The organism is Amylibacter sp. SFDW26 (assembly GCF_009184395.1).
Classification (GTDB): domain Bacteria; phylum Pseudomonadota; class Alphaproteobacteria; order Rhodobacterales; family Rhodobacteraceae; genus Amylibacter.
The window spans coordinates 356,334-383,248 of record NZ_WEIC01000003.1 but is presented as its reverse complement, the minus strand read 5'-3'; the positions used below and the strand labels follow the sequence as shown (position 1 = coordinate 383,248).

Genomic DNA, 26,915 nt, shown 5'->3' with positions numbered 1-26,915 from the left:
CGTTAGCCATGTAAGGTATTTGGAGGGTTTTGCATGGCTTTAGGCGGAAAAATAGTCACATATTACGAAGGTGAATGGCACGAAGGAAACGCACCTATCATTGGTGCTGCAGATCATGTCGCATGGCTTGGTAGCCAAGTTTTTGATGGTGCGCGCCAGTTCGAAGGTGTTCGCCCTGACTTGATTTTGAACTGTGAGCGTATCATTCATTCGGCTGAAGTTATGGGTATGATCTCCCCCGTTGATGTCGATAAGATCTTTGGCTTGTCCGAAGAAGGGTGTAAAAAGTTTAACGCTGATGCCGAACTTTATATCCGCCCGATGATGTGGTCCAAACAGGGCACGCCTGGCATCATTGACGTTGAACCGGAAAGCACAGGTTTTGCGTTGTGCATCGAAGAATTGCCAATGCCAACCATAGGGACGTTTTCACTAACAACATCACCATTTTGCCGCCCGCGCCAAGATATGGCGATGACCGAGGCTAAAGCAGGTTCACTTTATGCGAATAACGGGCGCATCATGGCGGATGCACGCAAGCGCGGTTTTAATAATGCGCTGTCTCTGGATATTGATGGTAACGTGGCAGAAACAGCATCAACAAACGTCTTTACGGTAAAAGATGGTGAAGTCTTTACGCCCGTGCCAAATGGGACATTCCTGAACGGCCTAAACCGCCAAAGAACGATTAAGTTACTGCAAGCGGATGGTATCAAAGTCACCGAAGCAACAATGACACTGAGTGATTTTGAAACTGCGGATGAAATTTTTTGCACAGGTAATATCGCCAAAGTGATGCCTGTTGCTAAATACGAAGACCGTATGATGCCAAAATGCCCTATCGCAATGCGCGCGCGTGAAATCTATTGGGACTATTCACATTCACGGTTTAGCCAAAAAGACGTGGCTTAATCATGCGTGTCATTGAATTACCAAGTCACGGCGGGCCAGAGGTTTTAACACTTGGAGCACGTGATGTTCCTATCCCTGCTTACGGACAAGTGGTAATTCAAAACCATTACGCAGGGGTGAACCGACCAGATTGCCTGCAACGCGCAGGGCTATACACCCCACCAAAAGGTGCATCTGATTTACCGGGCCTAGAAAGCGCTGGCGTCATCACTGCGGTGGGCGAGGGCGTATCACAATGGACTGTTGGTGATGAGGTCTGCGCATTGCTTCCAGGTGGCGGGTACGCGGAATACTCACTTACAAATGCAGCACATGTTTTGCCCATCCCAGAAGGTATTGATGTGGCATCCGCAGCCGCACTACCTGAAACGTTTTTCACTGTGTGGTTCAATCTGTTTATCAAGGCGAAACTAAAAGCTGGTGAAACAGTTCTAATCCATGGGGGCACCAGTGGTATTGGCACGACAGCGATAATGCTTGCTAATGCTTTTGGTGCACGGGCGATTGTGACAGCAGGTTCGGATGATAAATGCGCTAAGTGTTTGGAAATAGGCGCTGATATAGCAGTCAATTACCGTGATGAAGATTTCGTAGAAGCGCTGAAAGGCCAGAAAATCGATGTTGTCTTGGATATGGTCGGTGGTGATTACACAGGACGTAACCTAAAGGTCTTAGGGCAGGGCGGTCGCCTTGTAAACATAGCGTTTTTACAAGGTATCAAGGCTGAGGTTAATCTGGCTTTGGTTATGGCAAAAGAACTGGTTCTAACTGGATCATTCCTACGCCCACAAACCGATTTAACAAAGGCCCGTATCACCAAAGGTCTTCGCACCAAAGTATGGCCATTAATCGCGGCTGGAAGGCTGGCTCCAGTGATGGATCAAACCTTTGACCTAAGCGATGCTTCTGCCGCTCACACACGTATGGAAGCGGGCGAACACATTGGTAAGATTGTGTTGAAAGCCCAAGCCTAACGTATCTTCGCCAATCCGGCATCTCGCAACGAACAATCTTTAATCACATCGCGCCCGCATTTGGTCAGCTGCAAATCCTTTGTCATACAAATCCGCACCTCTTGAATTTGGCGTGCTTTACAAGTGATCGTTACTTGATTTTGTAACAACTTTGGATTGGTCTCCATGAAAGCATCCTCAATCACCGAAGCTGGCAATTGAATGTCTTTCTTCAGTTTGCGCAAAACAGCAGGGCGATTGATTTTGTTGTAAGCTTCGCGTGACAGTGCGTAGTAATCCCGTGCTGATAACCCCGTACACCGCCCATGCTTTTTCCATTGGTGCCAGGCTAACCCGCTGGTGCCCATGATATCTGCCATATCGTTCGTCATAGCACGCGACGGGTTGCGCTTTGCAGTGCGGCAATAACTGGGCCAGCCGCCATCAGTATATTGTGGCCACAATCCATGCAGAGTGAACCCATGCCCTTTGCCTGTGTCACATTGCGGGGACTTACGAGCATCGCCCGTCAACGTGCACCATGTAGGTGTCCATGACAATGACACAACATAATAATCAAAATCGCCTGGTCGTTCGCCTTCTGCATATGCCGGGAAAGATAACAGAAAGAGAGCGATAAGGCTGCGAAACATTAGGACTTTCCCTTTTGGTCGTTTCCCCCTATATAGACGGAGAATTCCCCTCTTGAAACGGAAAATTCACTGGCCAAAGCGGCTGGTACCCGATTCTCGGTACGGGAGAGATGTATGGATAAGGAACGCTGATATGGCTCTACCTATTATGGCAAAAGCAACCGCTGTTTGGTTGGTTGATAACACGACTTTAACGTTTAAACAGATCGCAGATTTCTGTGGTTTGCACGAACTAGAAGTGAACGGCATCGCTGACGGTGAAGTGGCACAAGGCATCAAGGGTTTTGACCCGATTGCAAACAACCAATTGACTGCCGAAGAAATCAAAGCAGGCGAAGAAAAGCCAATCCATAAGTTAGAGTTGAAGTATAACGCTGCTGCTGAAGGTGAACAAAAACGCCGTGGTCCACGCTACACGCCATTGTCAAAACGCCAAGACCGCCCATCAGGTATCTTGTGGTTGGTGAAATTCCACCCAGAATTGACAGACGGCCAAGTGTCTAAGTTGGTTGGCACAACCAAGCCAACAATTCAGGCGTTGCGCGAACGCACACACTGGAACATTGCAAATATCCAACCGATTGATCCTGTTGCATTAGGTTTGTGTAAGCAAATCGAATTGGATGCGGCTGTTCAAAAAGCTGCGAAAAAAGCTGCGAAAGACGGTACTGTGATGTCAGAAGAAGAGCGCATGAAGCTTGTATCTACAGAACAATCACTGCAGATGTCTGACGAGCCACAAATGCCAAGCTCAGTCAGTGGTTTTGAGAACTTCACTTTGACTGATGACGTCAAAAAAGATGAAGAGCCAGAGATTGATGCGGATAGCCTGTTTAATCTGCCAAAAGACGGCGGTGAAGCTGAGTAAGCTAAGCTATATTTGAACTTTAAAAGCCTCTGCGTTTGCAGGGGCTTTTTGCATTTATATGGGCAATCACACGTATGGTTTTTGGTTTGCGAAAACTATATGCGCAGTGAAATTATTAATGATTGCCAGTTTAGTAAAGGGTGCATCCAGTGCTGCAAAGGATGTTGGTAAAATCGCGTAATTTGGCTGATGTTCGAAAAGACAAAATCATACGCATACATCATAGATTAACGCCATCATGTGCTTTCAAAGACGTATTTTGGGCGTCCTATTATAGAGCGTTTTATATCGGATATTCATATATTACGCTTAGCATTTTGTTGGTCGCTTGGTTTTTGAAATTAAGTGCCGTCGTGACAATTTCTGTAATGGTAGAATTAGATATATTGTCACTTCTGATTTACTTTCATATTTCATTTTTAGCGGCAATTTTGATTGGTCTCTTATGCGTTATCTTTGCAGGATCATTCTATCCAAAAATTACGCGAAACTTTACAATCTCTTCAGCAATCGCTTTCCCAACGACATTCTATTTTATATACGTAGTTGATGAGTGCTTAATAAAAATTTTCAACATCGAATACCCTTTTCTTGCTTATATCCAAGCCGCAATAGCCACGGTAGTTTTAGCATTCATATTTCTATGTGTTCTCATCACATACGGTAGGTGGCTTAACCCTGCATCAATTATGTATTCTACGAATGCGTCATATAAGCGGCTTAAAAGTTTTGCTAAAAGTATCATTCATATAAAAGCCGAAGGTCATTATGTACGGGTGATAACGGATGATAAGGAAAAGTTTATCAGGCAACCCTTTTCAAAAGTTATCGCATTAGTCGATTCTAATTATGGTATGAAAGTTCATCGCTCACATTGGGTGAGTTTTCGTGCGATCAAAAGTATTCGGAAAAAAGGCAGGAAATTCTTAGTAGAACTAACGAGTAACACAACAGCTCCAGTCAGTGCTAAAAGTGTGGTTATACTAGAGGACCGTTGGAATAATTTCCTTACAAAACGCAGATGAGTGCCCCAATTTTATTGGTTACAATTTCGTGATGTTTTTGAATATTTCGTGACATTCCGATACTTAATGCCCCGGATTATGTGCTTATCATTAATCACAGCGCATTTATTCAAGCAGCAATTTTTGCTGTGTGTAATGTAAGAAGCAATGAATATATCGTGTTCTCGACTAAGTTATATTTATTTGTTTCAAGCTTTTAAAGTGTCACAGGATTCTTCCTGAGTTTGTAATGAGTAATAATAAGCGATGTGCTGTGGGGGTGCCAGTATTACACATATTTAACAGTGTATGTGTCTTGTCATTCACCCGAGCTGTGTTCTTACTCCTCCACTCAAGTAAGAGCACAGCTCTCCCTTTTAATGAACGGCAGTATCCATAGGATCAATAAGTGTACGCCCACCATCAACAGTTAGGATTTGGCCCGTTACAAAACTTGCACTGTTTGCAGCTAAGAATTGCGTCACTTCGGTAACTTCCTGTGCTTCTGCAATGCGCCCCAGTGGCGTAACCTCTGCCATTTGATCTCGCAGCTCATCGTCATCTTTCAGATAACTTTGCAAATTGGCTGACATCACAGATCCAATGGCGATTGCATTCACGCGAATGCGGTCAGGGGCAAGGCTGACAGCCAAGGACCGCGTCATTTGGTTCAACGCGGCACAGCTTACAGAATAGGCTAGTAGGTCAGGGTGGGCGCGATCTGATGCAATAGAGCTTAGATTAACCACCGAACCTATACAGTCATTGCTGATCTCATCACTGCCTTCTGCTTGTTGGATCATGATCTTGGCGACAGATTGCGTTAATCGCAGGTTCGCCAAAACGTTTTGTTGAAACAACGCTTCAAAACTGTCTGCTTTTGGCTCTAACGGATTAGATGGCAAAACCTGACGGCTGGCATTCACTAGTATGTCGATACGATCAAAAGCGTCGATCGTTGCAGATTGTAAGTTTGCAATTGTAAGTTTCTTACGCAGATCACCATTGAAATATCGTGCCTGAGGACAATCCAAGGAATCGCATTCCATGATCAGCTTGTCTTCGTCCATATCGGCGAACATGACATTGGCACCTTGGTCGATGAAATGACGTGCAATTGCAAGCCCAATGCCATTTGCAGCACCTGTGACTATGGCTGTTTTACCTTCAATCGAAAAAGACATACGTGGTCCGTTCTGTGATTCTGTTAGGGTAGACTAGTGGAAAGGATGTCCGCGTGCCAATCGTTACTTAGGGCGACGCGCATGGATCACCTTAAAGATAGGTGTCTGCTCTTCGTATGACCAAGTGTTAAAGTTGGCATCAAGTACTGCTTCATAGGCCAATTGCTTATTCGCCACCATCCACAGGCGCCCTTTGGGTGCCAATAGCTTAGATGCCTTTGCAATAAAATCACGTCCCAAAGACACATCCGCTTTGCGTGACACATGGAATGGTGGGTTCATGATAATGAAATCATATGCACCCTTTTCGGGCATGGATTGTACATCTGTCCAATGAAACCGCGCGCGTTCATCGCGGATATTTTTCTGCGCACACACAAGACTGTTTTTTTCAGCCTCAAACAAATCCAACGATGTGATCTCTGGATAGGCTAGTAATGCATTTTGGCTCAGATAGCCCCAACCTGCACCCAAGTCGGCACCTTTGCCTTTTAGTGGTACTGTAATGCTGTCACACAGTAATGCACTGGCTGGATCAATAGCGTCAGCACTAAAAATACCTGGAACCGTCCAAAACCCATCTTTGTTTTGGGACATATCCGTCAGCGCGGCCCACTCTTTAAACGGATTATCAACTGCTGCTTTGTTCACCCATATGGTTTTACCATGGGACTTTGAATAACTCCCCTCGACATCCATCTTAGATTTCACATTCTTCAAGATGCTATCAATACCATCCGTCTTGGCGCCATTGATGAACAAAGTTCCACCAACGTCTAGAACTTCGTAAGCCTTAGCAACATTTGCAAGGTTCTCTGGCTTGGATCGGGTTAATTCTACAACCGCAGCTTTGGCTGATGCAGGCATGTCTTGCGTGGGGCGTAATCCAACACTCTCTAAAGCGTCAAAGCTTGGTTTGAAACTTTGCACCGCTTGTACATCTTTTGTGTCAAATCGACGATAGGCTGGATCATTTGTTGCACGCATAATCAGGATCGGACCACCCTCAGGCAGTTCGTTTGTTAAAGTATCAAACAGTTTAGAAAGACGGGAAGATTGAGCCATATGTGTAGGGCGTGAACGCCTATTCCTTTTCCATCGTGCATTGCAGTGGATGTTCATGTTTACGTGCCAAGTCCATCACTTGGGTCACTTTGGTTTCCGCTATATCATGGGAAAATACACCAACAACAGCAGCACCCTTTTTATGTACGGTCATCATGATCTCGATCGAAGATTGATGACTGATCGCAAAAAATCGCTCCAACACATGCACAACGAATTCCATCGGTGTATAGTCATCGTTTAATAACAATACTTTATACATCGGCGGTTTCGCCGTTTTTGGTTTGGTTTTTGTAACGACGGCTGTGTCGTTATCAAAATCGTCATCGTTGGATAATGTAATAGGTTTTGTCATAAGCTGTACGTTTCAGTGTGTAATTTAAGACAGTGTATACCGCCGCTGTAAGGAATAAAAAAGTCCAATTGAGTTCAATTGAGTTCAATTGGGGCATTTTTGAGGCAGAGGTCTAGTGGTTAATGAAAGGTTAACTACTAGGTGTAGTGGTCGCTAAAGGCTTTGAGCAAAAATACGCCAGTTTTGTTGCGATAAGAACATAAACTAAGTTTCTGTAAAATAGTTATTTTCTGAAAATAAATGTCATGCTACCTTTTCCTCAATGAATACCGCGCAAAGCGGATGAGGCAGTAACAGGCAGATATCGGAGATAACCGATGCTAAGGCAGTTGAACCATTGGCTAACAGCCATGGTAGTATTCCTATTGATGAATCTTTATGCAGTTAGCATTAGCTATGCTGCACCGTATGCTGCGATGGTGATGGATGCCCGCACAGGGCAGGTTGTTCATTCGCGTAATGCTGATACGCGGCTTCACCCAGCATCACTTACAAAAATGATGACGCTTTATGTTGTGTTCCAAGCTATTGAACGCGGCGAGCTCAGCTTAACGAAAAAAGTACGTATCTCTAAACACGCTGCATCCGAGCCACCTTCAAAGCTTGGCTTGAAAGCAGGTCAGCGTATTGAATTGAAATATCTGATCCGTGGCGCTGCTGTGAAATCTGCAAATGACGCAGCTACGGCATTGGGCGAAGCGGTCTCGGGCAGTGAGGCCGCTTTTGCTCGCCGTATGACAGCGACAGCAAAACGTTTGGGGATGAAATCATCCACTTTCAAAAATGCGCACGGCTTAACACAATCAGGCCATCTATCCACGGCACGTGATATGACATTGTTAGGTCGCCGCCTGTTCTACGATTATCCACAATACTATAACTTGTTCTCTCGCCGTTCTACGGATGCTGGTGTACGCCAAGTTGCAAATACAAATCGCAAGTTGTTGGGCAACTATCGTGGTGCTGATGGTATTAAAACGGGTTATACAAACGCAGCGGGTTTTAATCTGGTTGCGTCTGCTGAACGTGGAAGTAAACGTGTAATTGCAACAGTGTTTGGGGGTAAAACATCGTCATCTCGAAATGCCCGTGTTGCACAACTTCTGGACCTTGGTTTTGGTCGTGTGAACCCACGTTTGGCTGAACGCAAACCTACAAGGATTGCACCTGTAACGAACGAAAAGCCCAAGATCATCAAGGTGGTGATAAGTGGTGCCGTTCGCAAAAGTCCTATTCCTAAAATGCGGGTCGCAAAAACAGTGCCAACTCCAGAACCAGTCTTAGTTGCAGCAGTCGATCAAGCCGAAGTTGAAGCCGTGCTAAAACAAGCTTTAGCAGAACAGGCGGCAGAACCAATACCTGCAGTGACATCTCCAAAGCCGGTATTGCGTCCTACGAATATTGTGCCTGTAGCGCTTGTGACGACTCCGCAGCCTGTTGCTGTAGCTAAAGCTTCAACAGAACCGCGTGTCGTATCTCGTAAATCCACATCGGGGCGTGTATGGTCTGTGCAATTGGGCGCATATGGCTCAAAGTTTGAAGCCGAAAAAACACTTCTAACAGCCGCACTTAGCAATTTAGGCCCATTAGAAGGTGCATCACGCCGCATCGCGCCAGCGACAGTAAACGGTGCTCGTTTGTACCGCGCACGGTTTGTGGGCTTGTCCCAAGCGGATGCAAACAAAGCTTGTTCACGCCTGCGCGCACGCAGTCAGACCTGTGTAACGGTATCCCCAGGCAGCTAAACCCAATCACGTGATTTTGATGACCAACTTGCTTTTGCATTCCCCTTGTTATGGTTAGCATTCCCCTAATGCATTGGTTCACAATGCGATCAGGGGAATAATACGCTATGCGCAAAAATAAGAAAAAACAAAGAACCAAAAATAAGCCTAATACGGTGCAACAAAGCGCGCCAAATGATCGTCGCGCTTTTTTACGAAAGCTTAGAAATGGCACAATTGCGCTAAGCTTGGTTGGCGCAGGTGGCGCATTTGCAGCCGTGAATGTTAAATGCAGCCTGGAAGAAGGTGATCTTACAAAAGTGGGCAACGGCATGCCAACGATCGTTCAAATCCACGATCCGCAATGCCCCCGCTGCCAAGCTTTGCAAAAAGAAACGCGCAAAGCTCTGGGCAATTTTGACGATGATGATTTGCAATATCTCGTTGCCAATATTCGCAGCACAGATGGTCAGGCATTCGCGAATAAATACCACGTTCCACACATCACAATCTTACTGTTTGATGGCAAAGGTGAGCTGACAAAAATCCTAAGGGGTAACAATACACGCGACTTTTTACGTGATGAATTCGCAGCACATCTAAAAGCATCAGCAAGAAGTTAACCACGATAGATTATTTCAATAAGGTTGCGATTTCTGCCCCGATTTGCAGTTCGGAAACGTTACCAAAATGATGTGCGCGTAATTCACCCTCTGGGTCAATTAATATTAAACTCGGCGTGCCACGCATACCGTAGGTTTCCATTGTTTGCGGAATGTTGTTTGGCCCTGCTTTATCGACCGCTACAGGGAACGTAACTTTGAACTCATGTAAGAATGCCTTTAACGAAACTGGTGTCATCGCATCATGGTGTTCAAACACAGTATGCAGCCCAATCATTGCAACTTTATCAGATGGAAACGCGGCATGGATAGATTTCGCCAACGGTATACCTTCTAAGATGCAACCGGGGCACAACATTTGAAATGCTTCGATAACTACGACTTTGCCCCGCAAATCTTTCAAAGTCAGATCTTGGGGTGCGTTAAACCATTGCGATACGTTTAATTCAGGTGCCATTTTATTTACCTTTAATAGGGGGTGCAGGGCTTATGCGCCCTGCACCAAGTAATCAGTCAACTTTGCCAGGTAGGGACAAATCGCCAGATGCCACATCGAATACATCTGTCACACAAGCCAATGGCGCGTGTAGGTCCGCATTCACACGCAATGCAGCAGTCACGCCATCATATGCAGCTGTATCAATTTTAGCGGCATCTGATGCTGCCAAAGCCACATTGATGGAAATTGTTGGGCCATCAAAATAAGGTGTGTAACCTGGGCTGTCCAAGAACATTGGAACACCTGGCCATGTTGCTGGCATTTGTGGTGTTTCACCATCTGGAATATCACGTACAGATAATGCACCTGGGCCGCATTCTTCATTCGGTGTCAAAACCACCCAATGGCTGTGCCAATGCGCGCCATCATTTCCTGTGTCACCATCGATATTTTCATCAAACAGTGGTGTGTCGTCAAAGTCAGGGTGATTAGTTGCGGCTAGGGCAAGGATACCTGTACCTGCTTCAAACCCTACAACTTTAGGGTCTAAATTTGTTGGCCATACATAAGCCCAGATTGATGAGCCGCCAAATTCACCAGTACTGTCAGGAACTGCACTGCCAGCCGTTCCATTTGCTTCCATTTTGAACGTGATAACACGCCCCTTACGACTTACATGCGCTGAAAGTATGTCGAAAGCCGCTACTTTCGTTTCATCAGCTGCTGAAATCACGGCACCTTTTGCGTCGTGATCATGTCCTTCACCTGCTGTTGCTACAGAAGCAACAGCGCTTAGTGCGATTGCGGATAAATAATGTTTCATGATTCTTTCTCCATTAGGGTTATATGTTTCTTAATTAGTGGCGAGTCGAAACTATTGCAAGTTTTATTTCGAGTCGCTATGATTTAAATATGAAACAAACAGAACAAATACGCAGTTTGCTAAACCGATTGGCGCGCTTAGATGCGGGCGAAGGTTGGGCAGGGGATTTAAATCCAGCACAAAGAGATGCATTGGATTATCTTGCGCGTGCAAACAGGTTTTCCAGATCCCCCTCACACGTGGCAGAATACTTGGATACAACGCGCGGAACGATGTCTCAAACACTTAAAGCATTGGTTCGCAAAGGATATTTAAGTGAAAAGCGTTCCATAATGGATAAACGTGTCGTAAGTTTCACGCTGACGGATCAAGGTCAGAAAGCAACATCTGATATCAATATTATCAACCGTGGTTTGGATGATTTAAACGTATCAGACAGAAAAGACCTTCATAAAGGTCTGACAGATTTATTAGAGAGTGTATTGAAAAAAAGCGGCGGAAAAGCTTTTGGAATTTGCCACACATGCAGGCATTTCTCTAAAGAATCTCAAGGCGGATTCTGCAGTTTATTGTCAGAACCTTTGACAGAATTGGAAACAAAACAGATTTGCCACGAACAAGATTCGGCATAATTCCTGCTTAGAAGTTGATCGTCACATCAGGTAAATTCAGCGCATTCACCAGATCGCGAACTTCTTGGCGCGCCGCCAAATTAGACATACTCATAGGTTCGCTAGTGATGTCAGCCAAGTCCAACAGGGTAAGCCCATTTGGGAACAGCTCTTTAAAAATCACACGGTCTGAAAAGCCGGGGATCAATGTAAACCCAATGCGGCGTGCCAAATCTTCCAGTGCTTCCCCAACACGGCGTTTGTTCTTCATAGACAGGGCATGCATACGGTTGCGTGTCACAAACCAATCCATTGGGCGCGACCCTGATTCAGCCCGCGCTTTACGCGCTTTCCACACCATTTCAGAATAAATAGATGGGCCAACAACCTTGTTCGTTTCGCCATCAATGCGTGCAAGCAGATCAAAATCGACAAAGCTATCATTCATCGGTGTGACCAATGTATCGGCCATCGCATGTGTTAGCTCACTCAACTGTGTATAGTTGCCTGGACAGTCCGCTACGATAAACTCATTGGTTTGATCCAACTGCGCCAGCCCATCTTGGAATGCTTTCAAAGTTGCTTTGAAGCCTGGCTCCATACCCAGCTCAGATGGTTTTTTTAGAACAGCCGTTTCAGGGAACGGCAAGCGAATACCTGTACGTTCAATATAAAGAATACGGTTTTGAATATAACGTGTCAGCGTTTTCTGACGCAGATCCAAATCCAATGCACCCACAGTTTTACCCGAACGCAACAGCGCCGTTAATACATGCATTGCAGTGGTAGATTTACCCGATCCGCCTTTTTCGTTACCGAAAACAATTATATGTGCCATTCAATTCCCCAACGCCCCAATAGTATAGGCATGTGCGCACTATGCGTTATAGAATACTCGATTACAATATTGTTTGTGAACTGGAAACAATAGATATCCTATATTACCTATTGTTATCCACTACTTTTTTTGGCTAAGCGCCGTTCTCTTAAAAAAGTATACAGGCCAGTGGTGATAATTATTGCGGCTCCTAGCAGTGTTAATAGGTCAGGACGCTCTTTAAATATTACGACACCAACTAGTAATGAAAACAGCAATCGAGTGTATCGAAAGGGGGTAACAGCAGATGCATCCCCAACACGCATCGCTGCTACAATAGCGTAATATCCAGCGACTCCAAAAGCGACAGCACCAATAAAGTAATAGGTTTCTAAGGTGTTTACAGGTGTCATTGGTTTTGATTGAACCCACAACAAAATAGCACCTGCTAGCGCCACAGGTGCAAAGCCTTGGCTGGATACGACTGTGGATGGGATATCACTTGGGACAAGCCGCGTAATCAGATCGCGTGCAGCCACACATATTACAGCTATTAGGACGAATAAAACATTAGGGTTAAACGCCCCCAAGCCTGGTCTAATAATGATCAAAACACCAATAAACCCGATTATAATCGCTGCCCAACGTCGCCAACCAACATCTTCCCCTAGAAATAAAGCTGCTCCCATCGTGATTGCCAAAGGGGTCGCTTGGAAAACAGCAGCGACTGTTGAAAGTGGTACAAGAGCTAATGACGTAACAAAAGCTATAGCCGCAAATGCTTCTGTCGCTGAACGTGCAAGTGTGATGCGTGTCCAAAAGCGTTTCGCAAAAATGCGGTGTCCTTTATAACTTGCCATAAGAGCAAAGATAACGGCACCACTGATGCCGACAATCACCAGAATTTGGCCCGTAGAAATTGTGGTGGACAGCTCTTTGATGAAAGCATCTTCCAGTGTAAAACCTGCCATTGAAGCAATAACGAGCAGAATGCCTTTAAGGTTATTCATAATGATATATCCAAGATGAAACTGGACGTTGCATATATGCAAACTACTCAGTTGTTTGAAATATCAAGAAAGGAGATTGGCGTATAATACAAGATCAAATTAACTAATTTATTTACAATGAATATATCGTTAATAATATATTAAAATTGAGCCAATAAGGACGATGTTAATTGACCTCAAAGATTGTTTTTCACGTTCCCAAAAACTTTATAGAAAATTATAAAGAGCAAAGTCACCTGGCTTTATTTGCAAAAATCGAAGAAACGATCACCCAAAACGGCGGTACGGTTGAGGTTGTTCAGCGTGATGCGCGTCTGAAAATTGAAAATGATCCAGATGCGGCAGCGTTGATAGACGACGATAATTTGCATATTGTTGAAAATGGCTGGATGAGTGCACCAAATGTCCTGAATGCTACAATCGCATACATACCACCTTTTTGGCATTTAGACCCAAAAGGTGTTTTGTGTAATAGTGTGATTTCAACTGCTGAATACAATCCTGAAACGATCCCATTCGATGTTGCGAATGGGATGTTTCAAAGGCTGCGAAAACGGCTCGTTGAAAAACGTCACTCTCGTTACGATCAACCTTCCGAAGTTGAGGAAATTCCTAAAAATTCGATAGCGGTATTCTTGCAAGGTGGTTTGCCCGAGAAACAAGGTAATGCGTATTGTACAACAGAAGAAATGTTGCGCACAGTACATAAGTATTCAAAAGGCCATCCAATCGTTGTTAAAGCGCATCCTATATCTAACCAGATTAAGGATGCGAAAATTCTGTCTAAATTGATGCATGAAGGGATGGAATTCTATCCTACAAACGCAAATGTACATGATATCCTTTCGCGTTGCAGTGTGACTGTGTCCTTTAATTCAGCCGTAGCTATGGAAGGTTTTTTGCATCGCAAACCTGCGATATTATTTGGGCAGTCGGACTTTCATCACAATGTGGAAACCGTGAAAACCCCCGATGAGTTTCCTGATGCCTTATCACAAGCCCTAAGCAAAGAAGGGGGATACGCACAATTCGTCTATTGGTATTTTGCCAAACACTGCCTGTCTCTAGATGAAAAGGAGTTTGAGCAAAAGTTACTGATGAAATTCGCGAATATGGGGTTCGACGCAAAAAGACTGGGGCTTACCCAAGAGCGTAAACCACACATATTGCAGGATGCTTTCCACATATCCCAAGATTTGACAGGCACCTTAGAAAAGCAAAGTGAAATAAAAAGTTGTGAAATCATTGAAGCGTTAAAAGTAACAGAAAGTACGAATGTTTTTGTTGCGCGTATCAATAATGAAAAAGCCATTATCAAACAATTTTTACACGACAATGCGCATAGAACAGTCGAAAATTTGAAAAAGGAGCTGGACTATATCGGCGAGAAGATGGGGCACGGAAATCTTCAGGTTAATAAGTGCCTATATGCATTTCCCGATGAAGGAATCGCTGTTTTAAGCTATGCTGAAGGGCGTCGCTTGGGGGATGTTATTGAAAAGTCACCACCGTCAAAACGTATGCAACTTGTTAAAAAAAGCGGGAACTGGTTAAAAAAATATACACGTCCACGTAGTAGGTCTGCAAAGTTTGGGCCAATGTATTGGTACCACCTATTGCAAGATATCAGTACTGATCACGTGAAAGACAAAACGGATAAAGCCCTATGTTTGAGAATGTTGGAAAACTTACGGCAACGGGCAGATACAATAAAAGGGTGTAAGGTTATTCAAGCCGCCTCACACGGAGATTTTGTTGGTATAAATGCACATTTTTCTAAGGGTGTGATTTGTGGTGTTGATATTCAAGGTGAGCATTGGTTGCCAATAGCAAAAGATGTTGCAAAGTTTTTGGTTTGGCTGCAAATATATAGCCCTATTGATACAGATCATTTGACTTATGGTATTGCGTCGAATGATTGGTCCGCAATGTTAGCTTCAGAAATTATCAGCAATGATGAATATGATACAACATTAGCATTTTTTGTTGGGCGAGAATTGTATTGGCGATTTTTAGAGGGCTATAATACGCCGAAAATTCAAAAAAACGCACGATTTTCCATCGAAAACTATCTGGAAAACAAGATCAGATTTTAATAAAAAAGCCGCTCCAAAGGAACGGCATAAAGGGAGAGCTCTTTAAAAATTAGATGCTGACTTTAGATAGCCATGCGTCCAATGTATTTGCAAATAAACCAGGCGTGTCTATCATACTAAAATGACCCGCATCAGGGAGGGCTGCAAATTCTGCATTTTTTATCATGGTCTGTAAGCGTTTACCTTCGCTGATTGGAACCCATTGATCACGTTCACCCCACATGATCATCATAGGAACGTTAATAGTTGGGTATAAGTCTTCTAATTGTGTTGTGTAATCATAGTCATATTGCCCGACCTGACTGTAGTAAGCTTTTTGGCCGACTTCGCCTAGCCAAGGAGCGATCAGTGATTTCATTTTTTGTCGGTCTTGGTGTGTGGACATGGCCGTGTTTAAATGTGCCTTTATAGTCGCTTCGTGGATATATTCTGGCACAGCGGCAAAAATGGCTTCGTTTTCCTTCACGTGTCGCGAAAATTTTGTGCCCCATGGTGAAAGTAAAACACCATCCGCAACACAGATCGCATTAACGGGCAATCCTTCTATCAAATGTGCCCCCATTACAGTTGCCGCGCCGAAATCATGCCCCACTAAGGTTGGGTTTTCTATTTCCAGCTCTTGAATAAGCTCATTCAACGCACGTGCAAAACTCCGCAGCCGTACATCTTGGCCTTCGAACTTTTCAGATTCCCCATAACCTGGCAGGTCCATAAAGTGGAAATGATATTTATGCTTTAACGCTTCAACGATATCTTCCCATATGATCGAACTTGTCGGGGTTCCGTGCATTAAGAACACATCTGGCCCTTGGCCAATATTGCCATATCGAATTGCGCCAACGGATGATTGAAAGCTTTTATCTAGATTAATATTTGTCATATCAGACCTCTTAGAATGGTTGTTTTCTCATGAAAATTATATTTAATACCCAAAGTCGAACGATCATTTGTCTTATCAGAGTGAAATTTTGTCATGCTACCATCAACGCAAAACCTAACTTCATTTGTTTCCGTTGCTCATTTTAAGCAATTCAAGCTTGCGGCAAGCCACCTGAATCTAACTGAATCTGCTGTAAGCCATCAAATCTCACGCCTTGAAGCACAATTGGACATCCAATTGTTTGAGCGAACCCGTAAGGGGGTGATGCTTACCGATGCAGGGCGAATGTTCTATGGATACGTTGAAAAAGCACTTGAGGAAATTGAAGCAGGTGTGGCTGCTATTGCCCAACAACATGAAACACTTTTGGCCATTAGTGCGCCCAGGACATTTGCAGCTATGTGGTTGGCTCCTAGGATCTCTGAATTTTCTGCGATCCACCCAAATATTGAATTGCAAATTACCGCCACGGATAGGGTAAGCGACTTGTACCGCGAAGGTGTTGATGTCGCTATTCGCGTATCCGACCGCAAATGGGATGAGTTTGAGCAAGTTTGGTTATGTGAACAAGATATGACACCTGTAACGTCGCCAGAGTTGGCAGAAAGAATTGCGGATATCGGATGGGCGCAAGCTGTGTTGGAAATACCGTTCATACGAAATGAGACGCATCAAGAGGAGTGGGAATATTGGGCAACTGAAACGGGGCAAGTCATTCCTGAGCAAAAACAGTTCAGGAAGCTCCAAAGTTATGATTTAGTGCAAGCTGCTGCCGCACGCGGTTTCGGAATTGCGTTGTCACGTAAACCATTGAGCGAGGATTTGATGCAAGAGGGGCGTCTTGTTCGTGTGTTGTCGGATGCTGCCGCTCAAGCGGCACCTTATAGCATCTTATTCCGCAAAGACCGCCGTCCAAAGGCAGCCGTAAAGCTATTCGTGGATTGGATCGTAAATGCCCAATAAAAAAAGCCGCTCCAAAAGAACGGCTTTCTAAACTCAATAAGTTTGCGGTTCTTAGAAACCCAAACCTTCGTATTTCTTTTTGAACTTTGAAACACGACCGCCAGCATCCATAAGCTTTTGGTTGCCGCCTGTCCAAGCAGGGTGTGCAGATGGATCGATGTCTAGTGACAATACTGAACCTTCTTCGCCGTATGTTGAACGTGTTTCGTAAGTTGAACCATCTGTTAGTTTAACAGTGATTGTGTGGTACTCTGGGTGCAAATCGCTTTTCATGATGATCGCTCCTATTTCGCAGTTTTTGGTTTGTAGTTTGTTTGCTCAGCAATACGAGCAGACTTACCACGACGAGAGCGTAGGTAGTATAGTTTCGCGCGACGTACACGGCCACGACGTACTACAGCAATGCTGTCGATGTTTGTTGAATATAGTGGGAACACACGTTCCACACCTTCACCGAAAGAGATTTTGCGCACTGTAAAAGACGCAGCGATTGTGTCGCCGCCTTGACGTGCAATGCAAACACCTTCGTAGTTTTGGACACGAGAGCGGCTGCCCTCTGTCACTTTATAGCCTACGCGGATTGTATCGCCTGCTTTAAAATCAGGGATATCTTTGCCTAGGCTTGCAATTTGTTCAGCTTCAAGCTGTGCTAGCAAGTTCATAACGTTTTCCTTTTGCCCGCCGTTTATTCGGCGAAGTGATTTTCCGTCCTCAGGGCTCTTGGTCTTCACTCGGGTCCGCATAAGCGCCCGCCAGAGATTCAGGTCGACGTTTCGTTAGCTTTGGATAACGGATCGCAAGGCGATGAATGCAGTGTGTAAGGGCAGAAGAAATCCCGTCACGTAACACCCGAAATCTGTGGGCCTTTGGCATGCATAAAAAGTACAGATACGAATCCATACACACCAAGTTCGCGCGGTATAGGACTAAAGGGAGGATCAATCAAGAGGGAATGTCTTGGTGCTTGGTGTCTATAGTGCCATGTATTTAACTGGGGGGATTGAAGAAAAGCATTAACGCATCGTAGTTCTTAGCGAAAACGTTGTGTGTTTCATCTGTTATGTGAAACTCTTTGTATAATTCAGACAATTGTGACTGAAATTTTGCTCGTCTTTCTGATGGTTGTCTCCCATCTTGCAAAAAGGCTGGTAAGTTTTCAACTTTAGGAGCGTCTGGGTTATCGCTCTCAGTTTTAGATACAACAGAGATGGCTTTGCTTTGTGATAGATACACTTGATAAAGATAATCTGCCATTTGAGCGTATTCGTGGTAACTCTCATAACCATTATCTTTAGCAACAGCGTTTAACCTTTGTAGTACATCTGTACCTTCAAATGCTGTGCCAAGCCCTTCGTATGGCGTGTTTTCATCAATGCTAATTGACATTATTTTTTGCATTTCAGGTGTCTGCGGGGGATTCATTTCTTGCAGAGTACTATTTATCAGAGGGTATGTTGTGAGTAACTGATCGACATTTTCTTGGGTGAGTTCAGCGCGTGTTTCAAATCGCGTTGTTAATTCGGCTTGCCGGGCAGAAACATCACCAGTTTGAGTGTCTGATGTTTCTGTTGTTTGCGCGTGTGACATTAGATTGGTCATCACCAATACTGTTGCTATAAGTAGGGGCATTTTTAAAAACATACTAATGGTCTCCTGCTATCTTCATTTTATGCGGGCAATGGAATGCCTTATTTATTAATGAAGTATGTAATTGCAGGTTTTTTGTCTACAGCCGCCACATATATAAGCTGAATACCGCTGAACAGATATCCTTAGTTACCCAGTTATTAAGATAACTAAGGAAGGTTTTAATATTATGCAGTGACAGCCGCATCATCCGATTTATGCAAACCAACGACCGCTAGCACAGTCAAACCGTTTGCAAGGTAGTAAATCATATCCAAACCTGAAAAGCCCAAAACGAATGGAGCTAAGGTAAAGACAGCGCCAACAGCACCATCAACCGCGAGGTGCAGTTTATAAGGCAGAACTTTGAACACACCCAGATGATGATCCGTCAGTACTGTCAGTAAGAATGCAGCCACACCTGTGACGACAGACAGGGTAAAGGCCAATGGGTGGGACGCACCCAAGCCAAGAATGAATGGCAGGCCGATAAGAGCCAAAGCCACTGGATAGTCTAGGTAAGCGTGAATATTTTTCGTAATGAAGCGCATAATCATGTCTTTCTGTTGTTTCATATGTGATCGGTATTGAACCGCTAACAACAAGAATAATGGGGATTTCCCGTTCTAACTATGCTCAGAAGTTCGCCTTTATATGCAGATCGTTCGAAAGCTTGGTGGATTGAACAATTCGTTACTGAATGTGATTGCGATAACCCGCAGGTGTAAAGCCAACTTCTTTTTTGAACACACGTGCAAAGGCGGATTCGGAGGCATAGCCAACCAAATCGGACAACTCTGCCAATGATATCTTATGATCCGCCAATATCTGCTTGGCCAATTCCATCCGCCAACTGGTGACATATTGCATGGGCGTTACCCCCATTTTCTTGGAAAACAGAACGGCAAAGCCTGTGCGTGATAACCCTGCCTCTCGTGCAAGACTTTCCACACTCCAACCTTCGGTGGGTTTCTTATGAAACGCATCCAAGGCGCGACTGATATGGGGATCGGAAAAACCAGCCAATCCAGCCTCTGCCGATGCATCGCTGTCCAGATAACTGCGAATGGCTTGGGCAAATATCACTTCGGACATTTTCAATGCGATCAGGTCGCCCCCAATTTGCACCCCACCTGTTTCATCGCCAATCATCCGCAAAGTGGATTCCATCCATTTGCCAGAGGCCTCGCCATAATTGCGGATATGGATGATCGGCGGCAGGCGTTCCAATAGCATATGATTGGCGTTCTTAACGAAGGAAAAATGCCCACAGATCAGTTGTGTTTCACGCTCATCCTCATCACCACCAAACACCAGCACTCCAGACCCATCAAACCCAGATCGTTCCAAAACCTCATCCAATGGCAAGATGGTATTTTCAGGATCATGGCCGCAGTATAACGAATGCGCGCTGCCATGCGGAATGATGATCAAATCACCCTGCGCCAGTAATGTTGGTTCATCCACACCATCGACTGAGATTAAACAATCGCCGCGATGGGCATAGTGAAACCGCGCCACATTCTCAAACGATGGCACAGCAACGCCCCATGGTTTGGTAAAGGCGGTGCGAAAATACAAAGTCCCTTGCAGGGAGATTTTGGTCAGTATGTCACTTAATAAATCGAGCATAGGGTTACTATATGCGTGATTTGCCATTCGTCCATAACCATGGAACGATCTGCACGGTCTTGTGAACGAATGGCGCTTAATACGTCTATAAAAGCGATGCTAGCCGTTTAATACCTTCATCAATCGCATCGCCATTAGACTTGGAAAAACTCAGCCGTATCGTGTTTGCGCCAGATCCATCCGCAAAGAATGCTTGCCCAGGGACAAATGCCACACGTTGCGTTTCAATCGATTTTTCTAACAGCTCCGCCCCATCGATACCTTTGGGCAATGTTAGCCAGACAAACATACCGCCCTCTGGTCGTGTCCAGTCCACGCCCTCTGGCATATATTTTTCTAAAGCTGCCAACATATGGTCACGACGTTCCATATAAGCCGCACGTGTCACCGCGATATGCGCATCAAAATGCTTATGCGCCACATCTGAAATCACCATCTGATTGATACTTGGTGAATGCAGGTCGGATGCTTGTTTCATCAAAACCAGTTGCGAAATAACGGGCGTTGCGGCGCAAACCCATCCCACGCGCAAACCGGGGGAAAGCGTTTTCGAAAAACTACCTGTGTAAATCGTACGGCAGTCCTCGATCGATCCTTTGCGTTCAATTTCCAATGCAAGGATGGGTGGAATAGCTTCGCCATCATAGCGCAGCGATTGATACGCAGCATCTTCAACAATCGCGATATCCATCTCATCCGCTAGGTTCAAAATCGCATCCCGTTCCGCGCGGTCCATACTAATCCCTGTCGGGTTGGCAAAATCCACAGACATATAGGCCAGCTTCACACGCCCGCCTTTTTCACCAGCGGTTTCCATATAGTCCGCAGCGGTTCTGTTGCCATTCGGATGCAACCGATCATACTCGGGCTCATAAGCATTGAATGCACCAAGTGCCCCTAAATACGTTGGCCAACCAACCAATGCCGTATCCTTTGGTGACAACAAGAGTTTCCCCAAATAATCCAATGCTTGCTGCGATCCAGATGTGATCAGGATATTATCGATAGAGCAGGGCACGCCCAGTTTCGCCATCTCGGCGCAAATCCATTCGCGCAGCGGTTTGTAGCCTTCACTGGCGGAATACTGCAAAGCCGTGTCATGCGCGCCAGAGGCAAACACATCAGCATAAGCCTCTTGTATTTGCTGTGTTGGGAATAACGCAGGATCAGGGATACCCCCCGCAAACGAGATGATATCAGGCTGATCCAACAGCTTTAACAATTCACGTATTTCCGATGCCTTCATCCGCGCGTTGCGGGTGGCTAATATAGTTTGCCAATCCATCAGAATCCCCTCGCATTAATGTCTCAATCGCAGCAAGGTGTGAAAGATTTGGAAATATGTCAATATGATTGACATATTTTTATTGCGTGAAAACCGACACTCAGGACTTATTCAGTATCATCCGTATGTTTTTCCCACAAATCAGGGCGGCGTTCTTGGGTGATCTTATCAGATTGCTCCTGACGCCATTTATCAACGTTGCCATGATGGCCAGACAATAAAACATCAGGGATTTTACGGCCCTTCCATTCCGCAGGTTTGGTATATTGCGGATGCTCTAACAGCCCGTTGGAAAAGCTTTCATCAACAGCACTTTCCTCATTACCCAAAACATTCGGCAATAGGCGTACAGTTGCATCGATCAAAGCTTGCGCTGCAATCTCTCCACCTGTCAGAACGAAATCCCCAAGCGATACTTCTTGAACGTTATATTCTTCTAGTACGCGCTCATCGACGCCTTCAAAACGACCACACAGCAGCGTCATGCCTTGCGCCTTACTAAAGTCACGCGCCATTGCTTGTGTCAGTGGTTTGCCTCGTGGTGACAGATACACAACAGGCCACGCTTTCGGATCCATCGGCGTACCACGACGCGCATCTTCCAAAGCAGCACCTACAACATCAGGTTTCAAGACCATACCAGCGCCACCGCCAGCGGGCGGGCTGTCCACATCTTTGTGCTTGCCGATGCCATATCCACGCAACTCAATTGTTTCCAAGCTCCACAAACCCTCTTTCAGGGCTTTGCCTGTTAATGAACCGCCCAAAACACCTGGAAACAGTTCTGGAAACAACGTGATGATTTTAACTTTCCACGCGCCAAATATATCAGGCGTATTGGTCATCAACTCACGTGGTTTCAATGTCGGGCGCACAGCCAAACGGCCATGGGATTTTGCGGGCTTATCACTCATCTTTGGCCTCTGGGAATACACCCTCTGGCGGATCAGTGATGATACGCCCCGCTGCCAGATCAACCGTTGGAACCGCTTCACGTGTGAATGGCAACATAACCGTATTCTTGATCCCTTTGCCCGCGATTTCCAACATATCGCCCGCACCATGGTCATGGATTGCCGTTATACGGCCCAGCTTTTCACCGCCTGTATTGATCACATCCAACCCAATCAGATCAGCGTGATAGAATTCGTCATCTGGCAGTGACGGCAAGTTTTCGCGGTTCGTAAACAAGCGGATACCGCGTAATGCATCAGCCTGATCTTTGTATTGAACGCCTTTGATACGGCAGGAATAGCCGCCTTTGATGGGGCCTTTGACCGTAAGATCAAAACTCTGTTCACCATCTTCTGATGTTAAAGGATTGTAATTGCCAATATCAGATGGTTCCGCGCAAAAACTTTTCACGCGCAATTCGCCCTTAACACCAAAGGCACCGATAATTGCACCAATACAGATCAGATCAGATTTTGACATATTATCGCTCAATCACTTTTGTCAGTTCAGGGTCGCGTGCTTCCCAACCAACGGTTTCCAATTCAGGTGTCAATGTTTCTTGCTGGGGATAGCCCATGCACAGATAGGCGACCAAGGTCCAATTGTTGGGCACATCCAAATCTGCGCGCAACTGATCAGGGTCAAGGATGGAAACCCACCCCAATCCCAAACCATGGGCGCGGGCTTTCAGCCAAAATGTCATGATCGCAGCCACAACAGAATAGCGGCGCATTTCTGGCATGGTTTGTGCACCCAAGCCGCCACCTTTTGGTGTGTCTTCTTCACAGAATATAGCCAATTGGACAGGAGCGTCTTTCATGCCTGACAGTTTTAAGGATGCATATAGATTGGCTTTTTCACCATCGTAATCTGCCAATGCATCAGCGTTTGCAGATTGAAAATTCTCCAGCGCTTTTTGGCGGCTGGCATCCGTTTTTAACTGCACAATGCGCCAAGGTTCAGACAAGCCAACAGATGGCGCGTCTTGGAAGACGTCCAAACATTCTTGGATTAAATCTTGGGGAACGGTGTCAGTTTTGAAGTGGCGCACATCGCGGCGCCACTTCATAAGTGCAGAAAGCTCGGATTGAAAATCTTGCGAAAATTCGCGCATCTATATCTCCAAGCGTAATGTCAATTACTCAGCCGCTGCTTCTTCTGCAGGAGCTTCTTCAGCTGGTGCTTCAGCAACATCTTCCGCAGGAGCCGCAGCTGCTGCTTTTGCGTCTTCTTCAGCTTGCTTAACAGCTTCTTCAGCGTCAGCAACTTTTTGAGCTTTTTCTTCAACGCGTTCTTGTGCTTTTTTGCCAGGAACAGCTTTTTCAGGGTTGTTACGCTCTGTTTTAGCCAAAACGCCTGCTGCTTCTAGGAAACGTGCAACACGGTCAGATGGCTGTGCGCCTTCGCCCAACCAGTAGTTTACGCGTTCCATATCCAATTTTACGCGCTCTTCGCTGTCTTTTGGCAATAGTGGGTTATATGTACCCAATTTTTCAACGTAACGACCGTCACGTGGCATACGGCTGTCAGCCGCTACAACGCGATAAAATGGACGTTTTTTAGAGCCGCCGCGGGCCAGTCTGATTTTCATAGCCATGATGTATTTCTCCTAAAGTAGCTATTTGAGTGCAGTGCTTACTGCGTTCATTCTTGGTGTTTCTTATGGTGTTGGATGACTTCGCTAATGATGAAGTTCAAAAACTTCTTAGCGAACTCAGGGTCTAAGTCTGCATCTAACGCCATGCGTTGCAAACGTTCGATTTGGTGGGCTTCGCGCATCGGGTCAGATGGCGGAAGTGTATGTTCTGCTTTCAGCACGCCAACAGCTTTGGTGTGCTTGAACCGTTCGGCCAAAGTATAAATCAACACGGCATCCAAACGATCAATACTTTCGCGGTGTCCTTTCAGAACATCTGCGGCAAGTTCAATAACATCATCAGGCATCATAAAGCCTCCTGCATAGGGTGACGGTAAACAAGGCATGGGTGTGCTTCTGGGCCTTTGGCATTTTTATCCAAAGCGGCGCCAAGGCGTTCAGCCAATGCGATAGAGCGATCTAAACCTTCGCTGATATAGCTGACGAAATCAGTCCAACCCAATTCTGTACGGGCATGTTTGATGGCAGCTTCTGCTGCCTCATATGCAATGCTTTTACCTTCGGCGTTTCCAAAGACCATCCAACCGATTTCACGCTCTGGCCAATCCGCAGGATGCCAAGGGCCGATCAAGCCAAGGATGGTATCATCACCCTTCATTGTGACAGCCCACATGCCAAAGTTATTGATTTCCCAATGACCAAGCTCATAAGCAAAGTGACGCCATGCTGCGTGCAGATCAAAAGGGCCGCCAACGCCCGCAGCACGTTCGGACATAAAGAAATCCACACAGATGTCTTGGTCACGCGGTGCAGGGCGGCGCAAAATCAGGCGCTCGGTTTCAATTGGCTGTATCATACCAATCCAAGCTCCTGTGGTGACGCACCTTCCAAAACAGGGCGCGTAAAGCTGCGCTCGTATGAAATGATACAACGTGTTTTTTCTGCAAAAGCATAGGCCGCTTGGCATTCAGCGTCTGCCGCCATGCGTTCACGGTAATCTTCGTAAGCTGCCAATGATGGGAACGAGAAATGGCAATATGCGATGTTGTTCGCACCTTCATGCGGGAACCAATAACCGTGATGCGTGCCACCCAGTTTATTCACCAGATGAATCCACGCTTTCGCGTAGGTCTCAAAATCGTCCACTTTGTAAGGGTCGATCACATATGTCAGCGAACAAGTGATCATTTCTTCTTACCGAACCCTGACAGGCCAAGTGGCAAGCTGCCACCGCCCAAACCAGGCAAACCACCTGGCACTTTGTTCATTTTCTTGGCCGCTTCTTCCATGGCCTTTAGATCCATTTTGCCCGGATCCATATCCTTAGGCATCTCAGGCATATCGCCGCCTTTGCCCATCATGCCCTTCATGGCTTGTTTCAACATGCCACCTTTGCCCATCTTCTTCATCATGTCGCCCATTTGGCGCTGCATTTTCAAAAGTTGGTTCAATTCGGAAACAGACAGACCAGCGCCCGCCGCCACACGCTTTTTACGGCTGGCTTGCATGATTTGCGGGTTGGCGCGTTCTTTTTTGGTCATGGATTGGATCAAAGCGATTTGGCGCGTGAACACTTTGTCATCAATTCCGCCGGCTTCTTCGATCTTTTTCGACATGCCTTTCATGCCAGGCAACATGCCCATCACGCCTTGCATACCGCCCATCTTCATCATCTGCTCAAGCTGTGAGCGTAGGTCGTTCATATTGAACTGACCCTTTTTAAAGCGCTTCATCATGCGCTCAGCTTGTTCAGCCTCAATGGTCTCTTGAGCTTTTTCCACCAACGATACGATATCGCCCATGCCCAAAATACGGCCAGCAACACGTTCTGGATGGAACTCTTCCAACGCGTCCATCTTTTCGCCAAGACCAACGAATTTAATCGGTTTCCCAGTCACAGCTTTCATAGAAAGTGCTGCACCACCACGGCCATCACCATCCATACGTGTTAGAACCACGCCTGAAATGCCAATACGTTCGTCAAAGTTTTCTGCCGTATGCACAGCATCTTGACCTGTCAGGCCATCCACCACCAACAATGTCTCACGCGGTGTTGCCACATCACGAACAGCTTCAACCTCTGCCATAAGCGCGTCATCAATGGACAGACGACCAGCAGTATCCAGCATGTAAACATCATAGCCGCCCAAAGCCGCTTGTTGTTTTGCACGCTTTGCAATTTTTACAGCGCTTTCACCTTTGACGATTGGCAATGTGTCCACACCAATCTGCGTACCCAAAATTGCCAACTGTTCCATCGCCGCTGGGCGGTTGGTGTCCAAAGACGCCATCAGGACTTTTTTCTTCTCTTTTTCAAGCAGGCGTTTTGCAAGTTTTGCTGTGGTGGTTGTTTTACCACCCCCTTGCAAACCAACCATCAAGATTGGGGCAGGTGGGTTGTCAATTTTCAACTGACCCGCATTTGCATCTTCGCCTGATAGGAAGTGCACCATTTCGTCGTGAACGATTTTCACAACTTGTTGGCCCGGTGTTACGGATTTCGTAACATTCTGACCTGTGGCTTTTTCCTGAATAGCTTTGATAAAATCACGCGCAACAGACAGGGATACGTCAGCCTCTAACAGGGCAACGCGCACTTCGCGCAACGCAACGGATACATCTTCATCTGACAAAGCACCTTGTTTTGTAAGCTTGTCAAAGACGCCAGAGAGGCGATCGGATAAATTCTCAAACATATCAGGCCCCTTTCGACCGTTATCATTTCATCAATATAGGAAGTGGTTGGCCAAACGCAAAACACACCAGTGGGCGAAACTCGCTGACTGGTGGCGATCTTGATCAGTTCAAGACCGGAAGTTTGGCACTTCCTATGGATTTAGC

The 26,915-nt window shown here is 45.7% G+C and carries 32 protein-coding genes; 9 read left to right on the top strand and 23 right to left on the bottom strand.

Annotation, left to right across the window (positions count from 1 at the left end; all coding sequences use genetic code 11):
• The first annotated feature begins 33 nt into the window (after window positions 1-33).
• Both F9L33_RS11380 and F9L33_RS11375 read left to right on the top strand, forming a co-directional pair.
• The gene (locus F9L33_RS11380; RefSeq protein WP_152142898.1) at window positions 34-912 is read left to right on the top strand and encodes a branched-chain amino acid aminotransferase; all 879 of its coding nucleotides are present in this window, start codon (window positions 34-36) and stop codon (window positions 910-912) included.
• A gap of 2 nt (window positions 913-914) precedes the next feature.
• Window positions 915-1,886: an NAD(P)H-quinone oxidoreductase gene (locus F9L33_RS11375; protein ID WP_152142897.1), complete on the top strand. Its 972-nt coding sequence runs from the start codon at window positions 915-917 to the stop codon at window positions 1,884-1,886.
• Here the strand turns inward: F9L33_RS11375 and F9L33_RS11370 are convergent.
• Window positions 1,883-2,518: a ribonuclease T2 gene (locus F9L33_RS11370; protein ID WP_152142896.1), complete on the bottom strand. Its 636-nt coding sequence runs from the start codon at window positions 2,516-2,518 to the stop codon at window positions 1,883-1,885. The two genes, F9L33_RS11375 and F9L33_RS11370, sit on opposite strands and share 4 nt — an antisense overlap.
• Before the next feature lie 133 nt (window positions 2,519-2,651).
• On the opposite strand from F9L33_RS11370, the gene F9L33_RS11365 reads away from it, so the two are divergent.
• Together F9L33_RS11365 and F9L33_RS11360 are read left to right on the top strand one after the other, a co-directional pair.
• Window positions 2,652-3,386: a DUF1013 domain-containing protein gene (locus F9L33_RS11365; RefSeq protein ID WP_152142895.1), complete on the top strand. Its 735-nt coding sequence runs from the start codon at window positions 2,652-2,654 to the stop codon at window positions 3,384-3,386.
• 353 nt (window positions 3,387-3,739) lie between these two features.
• A complete protein-coding gene (locus F9L33_RS11360) occupies window positions 3,740-4,411 on the top strand; it encodes a LytTR family DNA-binding domain-containing protein (RefSeq protein WP_193222031.1) in 672 nt (223 codons plus the stop codon).
• 356 nt (window positions 4,412-4,767) lie between these two features.
• Here F9L33_RS11360 and F9L33_RS11355 read toward each other — a convergent pair whose 3' ends face one another.
• From F9L33_RS11355 to clpS, 3 genes are all read right to left on the bottom strand, one after another.
• Window positions 4,768-5,574, bottom strand: coding sequence for an SDR family NAD(P)-dependent oxidoreductase (locus F9L33_RS11355; RefSeq protein WP_152142893.1), 807 nt, complete (start codon window positions 5,572-5,574; stop codon window positions 4,768-4,770).
• A 63-nt stretch (window positions 5,575-5,637) separates the two neighbouring features.
• Complete coding sequence (locus F9L33_RS11350) at window positions 5,638-6,639, bottom strand: class I SAM-dependent methyltransferase (RefSeq protein ID WP_193222030.1); 1,002 nt, start codon at window positions 6,637-6,639, stop codon at window positions 5,638-5,640.
• A gap of 19 nt (window positions 6,640-6,658) precedes the next feature.
• On the bottom strand, window positions 6,659-6,994 hold the full coding sequence (clpS, locus tag F9L33_RS11345; RefSeq protein ID WP_152142891.1) for an ATP-dependent Clp protease adapter ClpS: 336 nt from the start codon (window positions 6,992-6,994) through the stop codon (window positions 6,659-6,661).
• Between the two features lie 350 nt (window positions 6,995-7,344).
• Between clpS and F9L33_RS11340 the strand changes: the two genes are divergently transcribed.
• On the top strand, window positions 7,345-8,739 hold the full coding sequence (locus tag F9L33_RS11340; protein ID WP_152142954.1) for a serine hydrolase: 1,395 nt from the start codon (window positions 7,345-7,347) through the stop codon (window positions 8,737-8,739).
• Window positions 8,740-8,846: 107 nt separating this feature from the next.
• The gene (locus F9L33_RS11335) at window positions 8,847-9,341 is read left to right on the top strand and encodes a hypothetical protein (RefSeq protein ID WP_152142890.1); all 495 of its coding nucleotides are present in this window, start codon (window positions 8,847-8,849) and stop codon (window positions 9,339-9,341) included.
• A 10-nt stretch (window positions 9,342-9,351) separates the two neighbouring features.
• On the opposite strand, the gene F9L33_RS11330 is transcribed toward F9L33_RS11335, so the two are convergent.
• Together F9L33_RS11330 and F9L33_RS11325 are read right to left on the bottom strand one after the other, a co-directional pair.
• Window positions 9,352-9,798 (bottom strand): redoxin domain-containing protein, encoded by a 447-nt coding sequence (locus F9L33_RS11330; RefSeq protein ID WP_152142889.1) that lies wholly within the window; start codon window positions 9,796-9,798, stop codon window positions 9,352-9,354.
• Window positions 9,799-9,850: 52 nt separating this feature from the next.
• The gene (locus F9L33_RS11325) at window positions 9,851-10,603 is read right to left on the bottom strand and encodes a hypothetical protein (RefSeq protein ID WP_152142888.1); all 753 of its coding nucleotides are present in this window, start codon (window positions 10,601-10,603) and stop codon (window positions 9,851-9,853) included.
• 89 nt (window positions 10,604-10,692) lie between these two features.
• Between F9L33_RS11325 and F9L33_RS11320 the strand changes: the two genes are divergently transcribed.
• A complete protein-coding gene (locus F9L33_RS11320; protein WP_152142887.1) occupies window positions 10,693-11,235 on the top strand; it encodes a MarR family winged helix-turn-helix transcriptional regulator in 543 nt (180 codons plus the stop codon).
• A 7-nt stretch (window positions 11,236-11,242) separates the two neighbouring features.
• Here the strand turns inward: F9L33_RS11320 and F9L33_RS11315 are convergent, their stop codons facing one another.
• Together F9L33_RS11315 and F9L33_RS11310 are read right to left on the bottom strand one after the other, a co-directional pair.
• Window positions 11,243-12,052, bottom strand: coding sequence for a division plane positioning ATPase MipZ (locus F9L33_RS11315; protein ID WP_152142886.1), 810 nt, complete (start codon window positions 12,050-12,052; stop codon window positions 11,243-11,245).
• 113 nt (window positions 12,053-12,165) lie between these two features.
• A complete protein-coding gene (locus tag F9L33_RS11310) occupies window positions 12,166-13,041 on the bottom strand; it encodes a DMT family transporter (RefSeq protein WP_152142885.1) in 876 nt (291 codons plus the stop codon).
• Window positions 13,042-13,211: 170 nt separating this feature from the next.
• Here F9L33_RS11310 and F9L33_RS11305 point away from each other — a divergent pair, with 170 nt between their 5' ends.
• On the top strand, window positions 13,212-15,137 hold the full coding sequence (locus F9L33_RS11305; protein ID WP_152142884.1) for a hypothetical protein: 1,926 nt from the start codon (window positions 13,212-13,214) through the stop codon (window positions 15,135-15,137).
• 49 nt (window positions 15,138-15,186) lie between these two features.
• Here the strand turns inward: F9L33_RS11305 and F9L33_RS11300 are convergent, their stop codons facing one another.
• On the bottom strand, window positions 15,187-16,017 hold the full coding sequence (locus F9L33_RS11300) for an alpha/beta fold hydrolase (protein WP_152142883.1): 831 nt from the start codon (window positions 16,015-16,017) through the stop codon (window positions 15,187-15,189).
• A 93-nt stretch (window positions 16,018-16,110) separates the two neighbouring features.
• Between F9L33_RS11300 and F9L33_RS11295 the strand changes: the two genes are divergently transcribed.
• The gene (locus F9L33_RS11295) at window positions 16,111-16,980 is read left to right on the top strand and encodes a LysR substrate-binding domain-containing protein (protein WP_152142882.1); all 870 of its coding nucleotides are present in this window, start codon (window positions 16,111-16,113) and stop codon (window positions 16,978-16,980) included.
• A gap of 51 nt (window positions 16,981-17,031) precedes the next feature.
• Here the strand turns inward: F9L33_RS11295 and rpmE are convergent, their stop codons facing one another.
• From rpmE to ffh, 14 genes are all read right to left on the bottom strand, one after another.
• A complete protein-coding gene (gene rpmE / locus F9L33_RS11290) occupies window positions 17,032-17,253 on the bottom strand; it encodes a 50S ribosomal protein L31 (RefSeq protein WP_152142881.1) in 222 nt (73 codons plus the stop codon).
• 11 nt (window positions 17,254-17,264) lie between these two features.
• Window positions 17,265-17,642, bottom strand: a complete 378-nt coding sequence (gene rplS / locus F9L33_RS11285; RefSeq protein ID WP_152142880.1) for a 50S ribosomal protein L19 — start codon at window positions 17,640-17,642, stop codon at window positions 17,265-17,267.
• Window positions 17,643-17,967: 325 nt separating this feature from the next.
• Window positions 17,968-18,621, bottom strand: a complete 654-nt coding sequence (locus F9L33_RS11280; protein ID WP_152142879.1) for a hypothetical protein — start codon at window positions 18,619-18,621, stop codon at window positions 17,968-17,970.
• Between the two features lie 173 nt (window positions 18,622-18,794).
• Window positions 18,795-19,163 carry a hypothetical protein gene (locus F9L33_RS11275; RefSeq protein ID WP_152142953.1) on the bottom strand — a complete coding sequence of 123 codons (369 nt, stop codon included), beginning with the start codon at window positions 19,161-19,163 and terminating at the stop codon, window positions 18,795-18,797.
• Window positions 19,164-19,299: 136 nt separating this feature from the next.
• The gene (locus F9L33_RS11270; protein ID WP_370452122.1) at window positions 19,300-20,265 is read right to left on the bottom strand and encodes an AraC family transcriptional regulator; all 966 of its coding nucleotides are present in this window, start codon (window positions 20,263-20,265) and stop codon (window positions 19,300-19,302) included.
• Between the two features lie 58 nt (window positions 20,266-20,323).
• Window positions 20,324-21,523 carry a PLP-dependent aminotransferase family protein gene (locus F9L33_RS11265; protein ID WP_226804099.1) on the bottom strand — a complete coding sequence of 400 codons (1,200 nt, stop codon included), beginning with the start codon at window positions 21,521-21,523 and terminating at the stop codon, window positions 20,324-20,326.
• A 107-nt stretch (window positions 21,524-21,630) separates the two neighbouring features.
• A complete protein-coding gene (trmD, locus tag F9L33_RS11260) occupies window positions 21,631-22,437 on the bottom strand; it encodes a tRNA (guanosine(37)-N1)-methyltransferase TrmD (protein ID WP_152142877.1) in 807 nt (268 codons plus the stop codon).
• On the bottom strand, window positions 22,430-22,957 hold the full coding sequence (rimM, locus tag F9L33_RS11255) for a ribosome maturation factor RimM (protein WP_152142876.1): 528 nt from the start codon (window positions 22,955-22,957) through the stop codon (window positions 22,430-22,432). The genes trmD and rimM overlap by 8 nt, the downstream gene beginning before the upstream one ends.
• Before the next feature lies 1 nt (window position 22,958).
• Window positions 22,959-23,591: a 5,6-dimethylbenzimidazole synthase gene (gene bluB, locus F9L33_RS11250; RefSeq protein WP_152142875.1), complete on the bottom strand. Its 633-nt coding sequence runs from the start codon at window positions 23,589-23,591 to the stop codon at window positions 22,959-22,961.
• A gap of 24 nt (window positions 23,592-23,615) precedes the next feature.
• Window positions 23,616-24,074, bottom strand: a complete 459-nt coding sequence (gene rpsP / locus F9L33_RS11245; RefSeq protein WP_152142874.1) for a 30S ribosomal protein S16 — start codon at window positions 24,072-24,074, stop codon at window positions 23,616-23,618.
• Between the two features lie 47 nt (window positions 24,075-24,121).
• Window positions 24,122-24,421: a chorismate mutase gene (locus tag F9L33_RS11240; protein ID WP_152142951.1), complete on the bottom strand. Its 300-nt coding sequence runs from the start codon at window positions 24,419-24,421 to the stop codon at window positions 24,122-24,124.
• Entirely contained in the window at window positions 24,421-24,930 is a 510-nt protein-coding gene (locus F9L33_RS11235) for a GNAT family N-acetyltransferase (RefSeq protein ID WP_152142873.1), read from the bottom strand. Before F9L33_RS11235 ends, F9L33_RS11240 begins: the two co-directional genes overlap by 1 nt.
• The gene (locus tag F9L33_RS11230; protein ID WP_152142872.1) at window positions 24,927-25,262 is read right to left on the bottom strand and encodes an NIPSNAP family protein; all 336 of its coding nucleotides are present in this window, start codon (window positions 25,260-25,262) and stop codon (window positions 24,927-24,929) included. The genes F9L33_RS11235 and F9L33_RS11230 overlap by 4 nt, the downstream gene beginning before the upstream one ends.
• Window positions 25,259-26,770 (bottom strand): signal recognition particle protein, encoded by a 1,512-nt coding sequence (gene ffh, locus F9L33_RS11225; RefSeq protein WP_152142871.1) that lies wholly within the window; start codon window positions 26,768-26,770, stop codon window positions 25,259-25,261. The genes F9L33_RS11230 and ffh overlap by 4 nt, the downstream gene beginning before the upstream one ends.
• Between the last annotated feature and the right edge of the window lie 145 nt (window positions 26,771-26,915).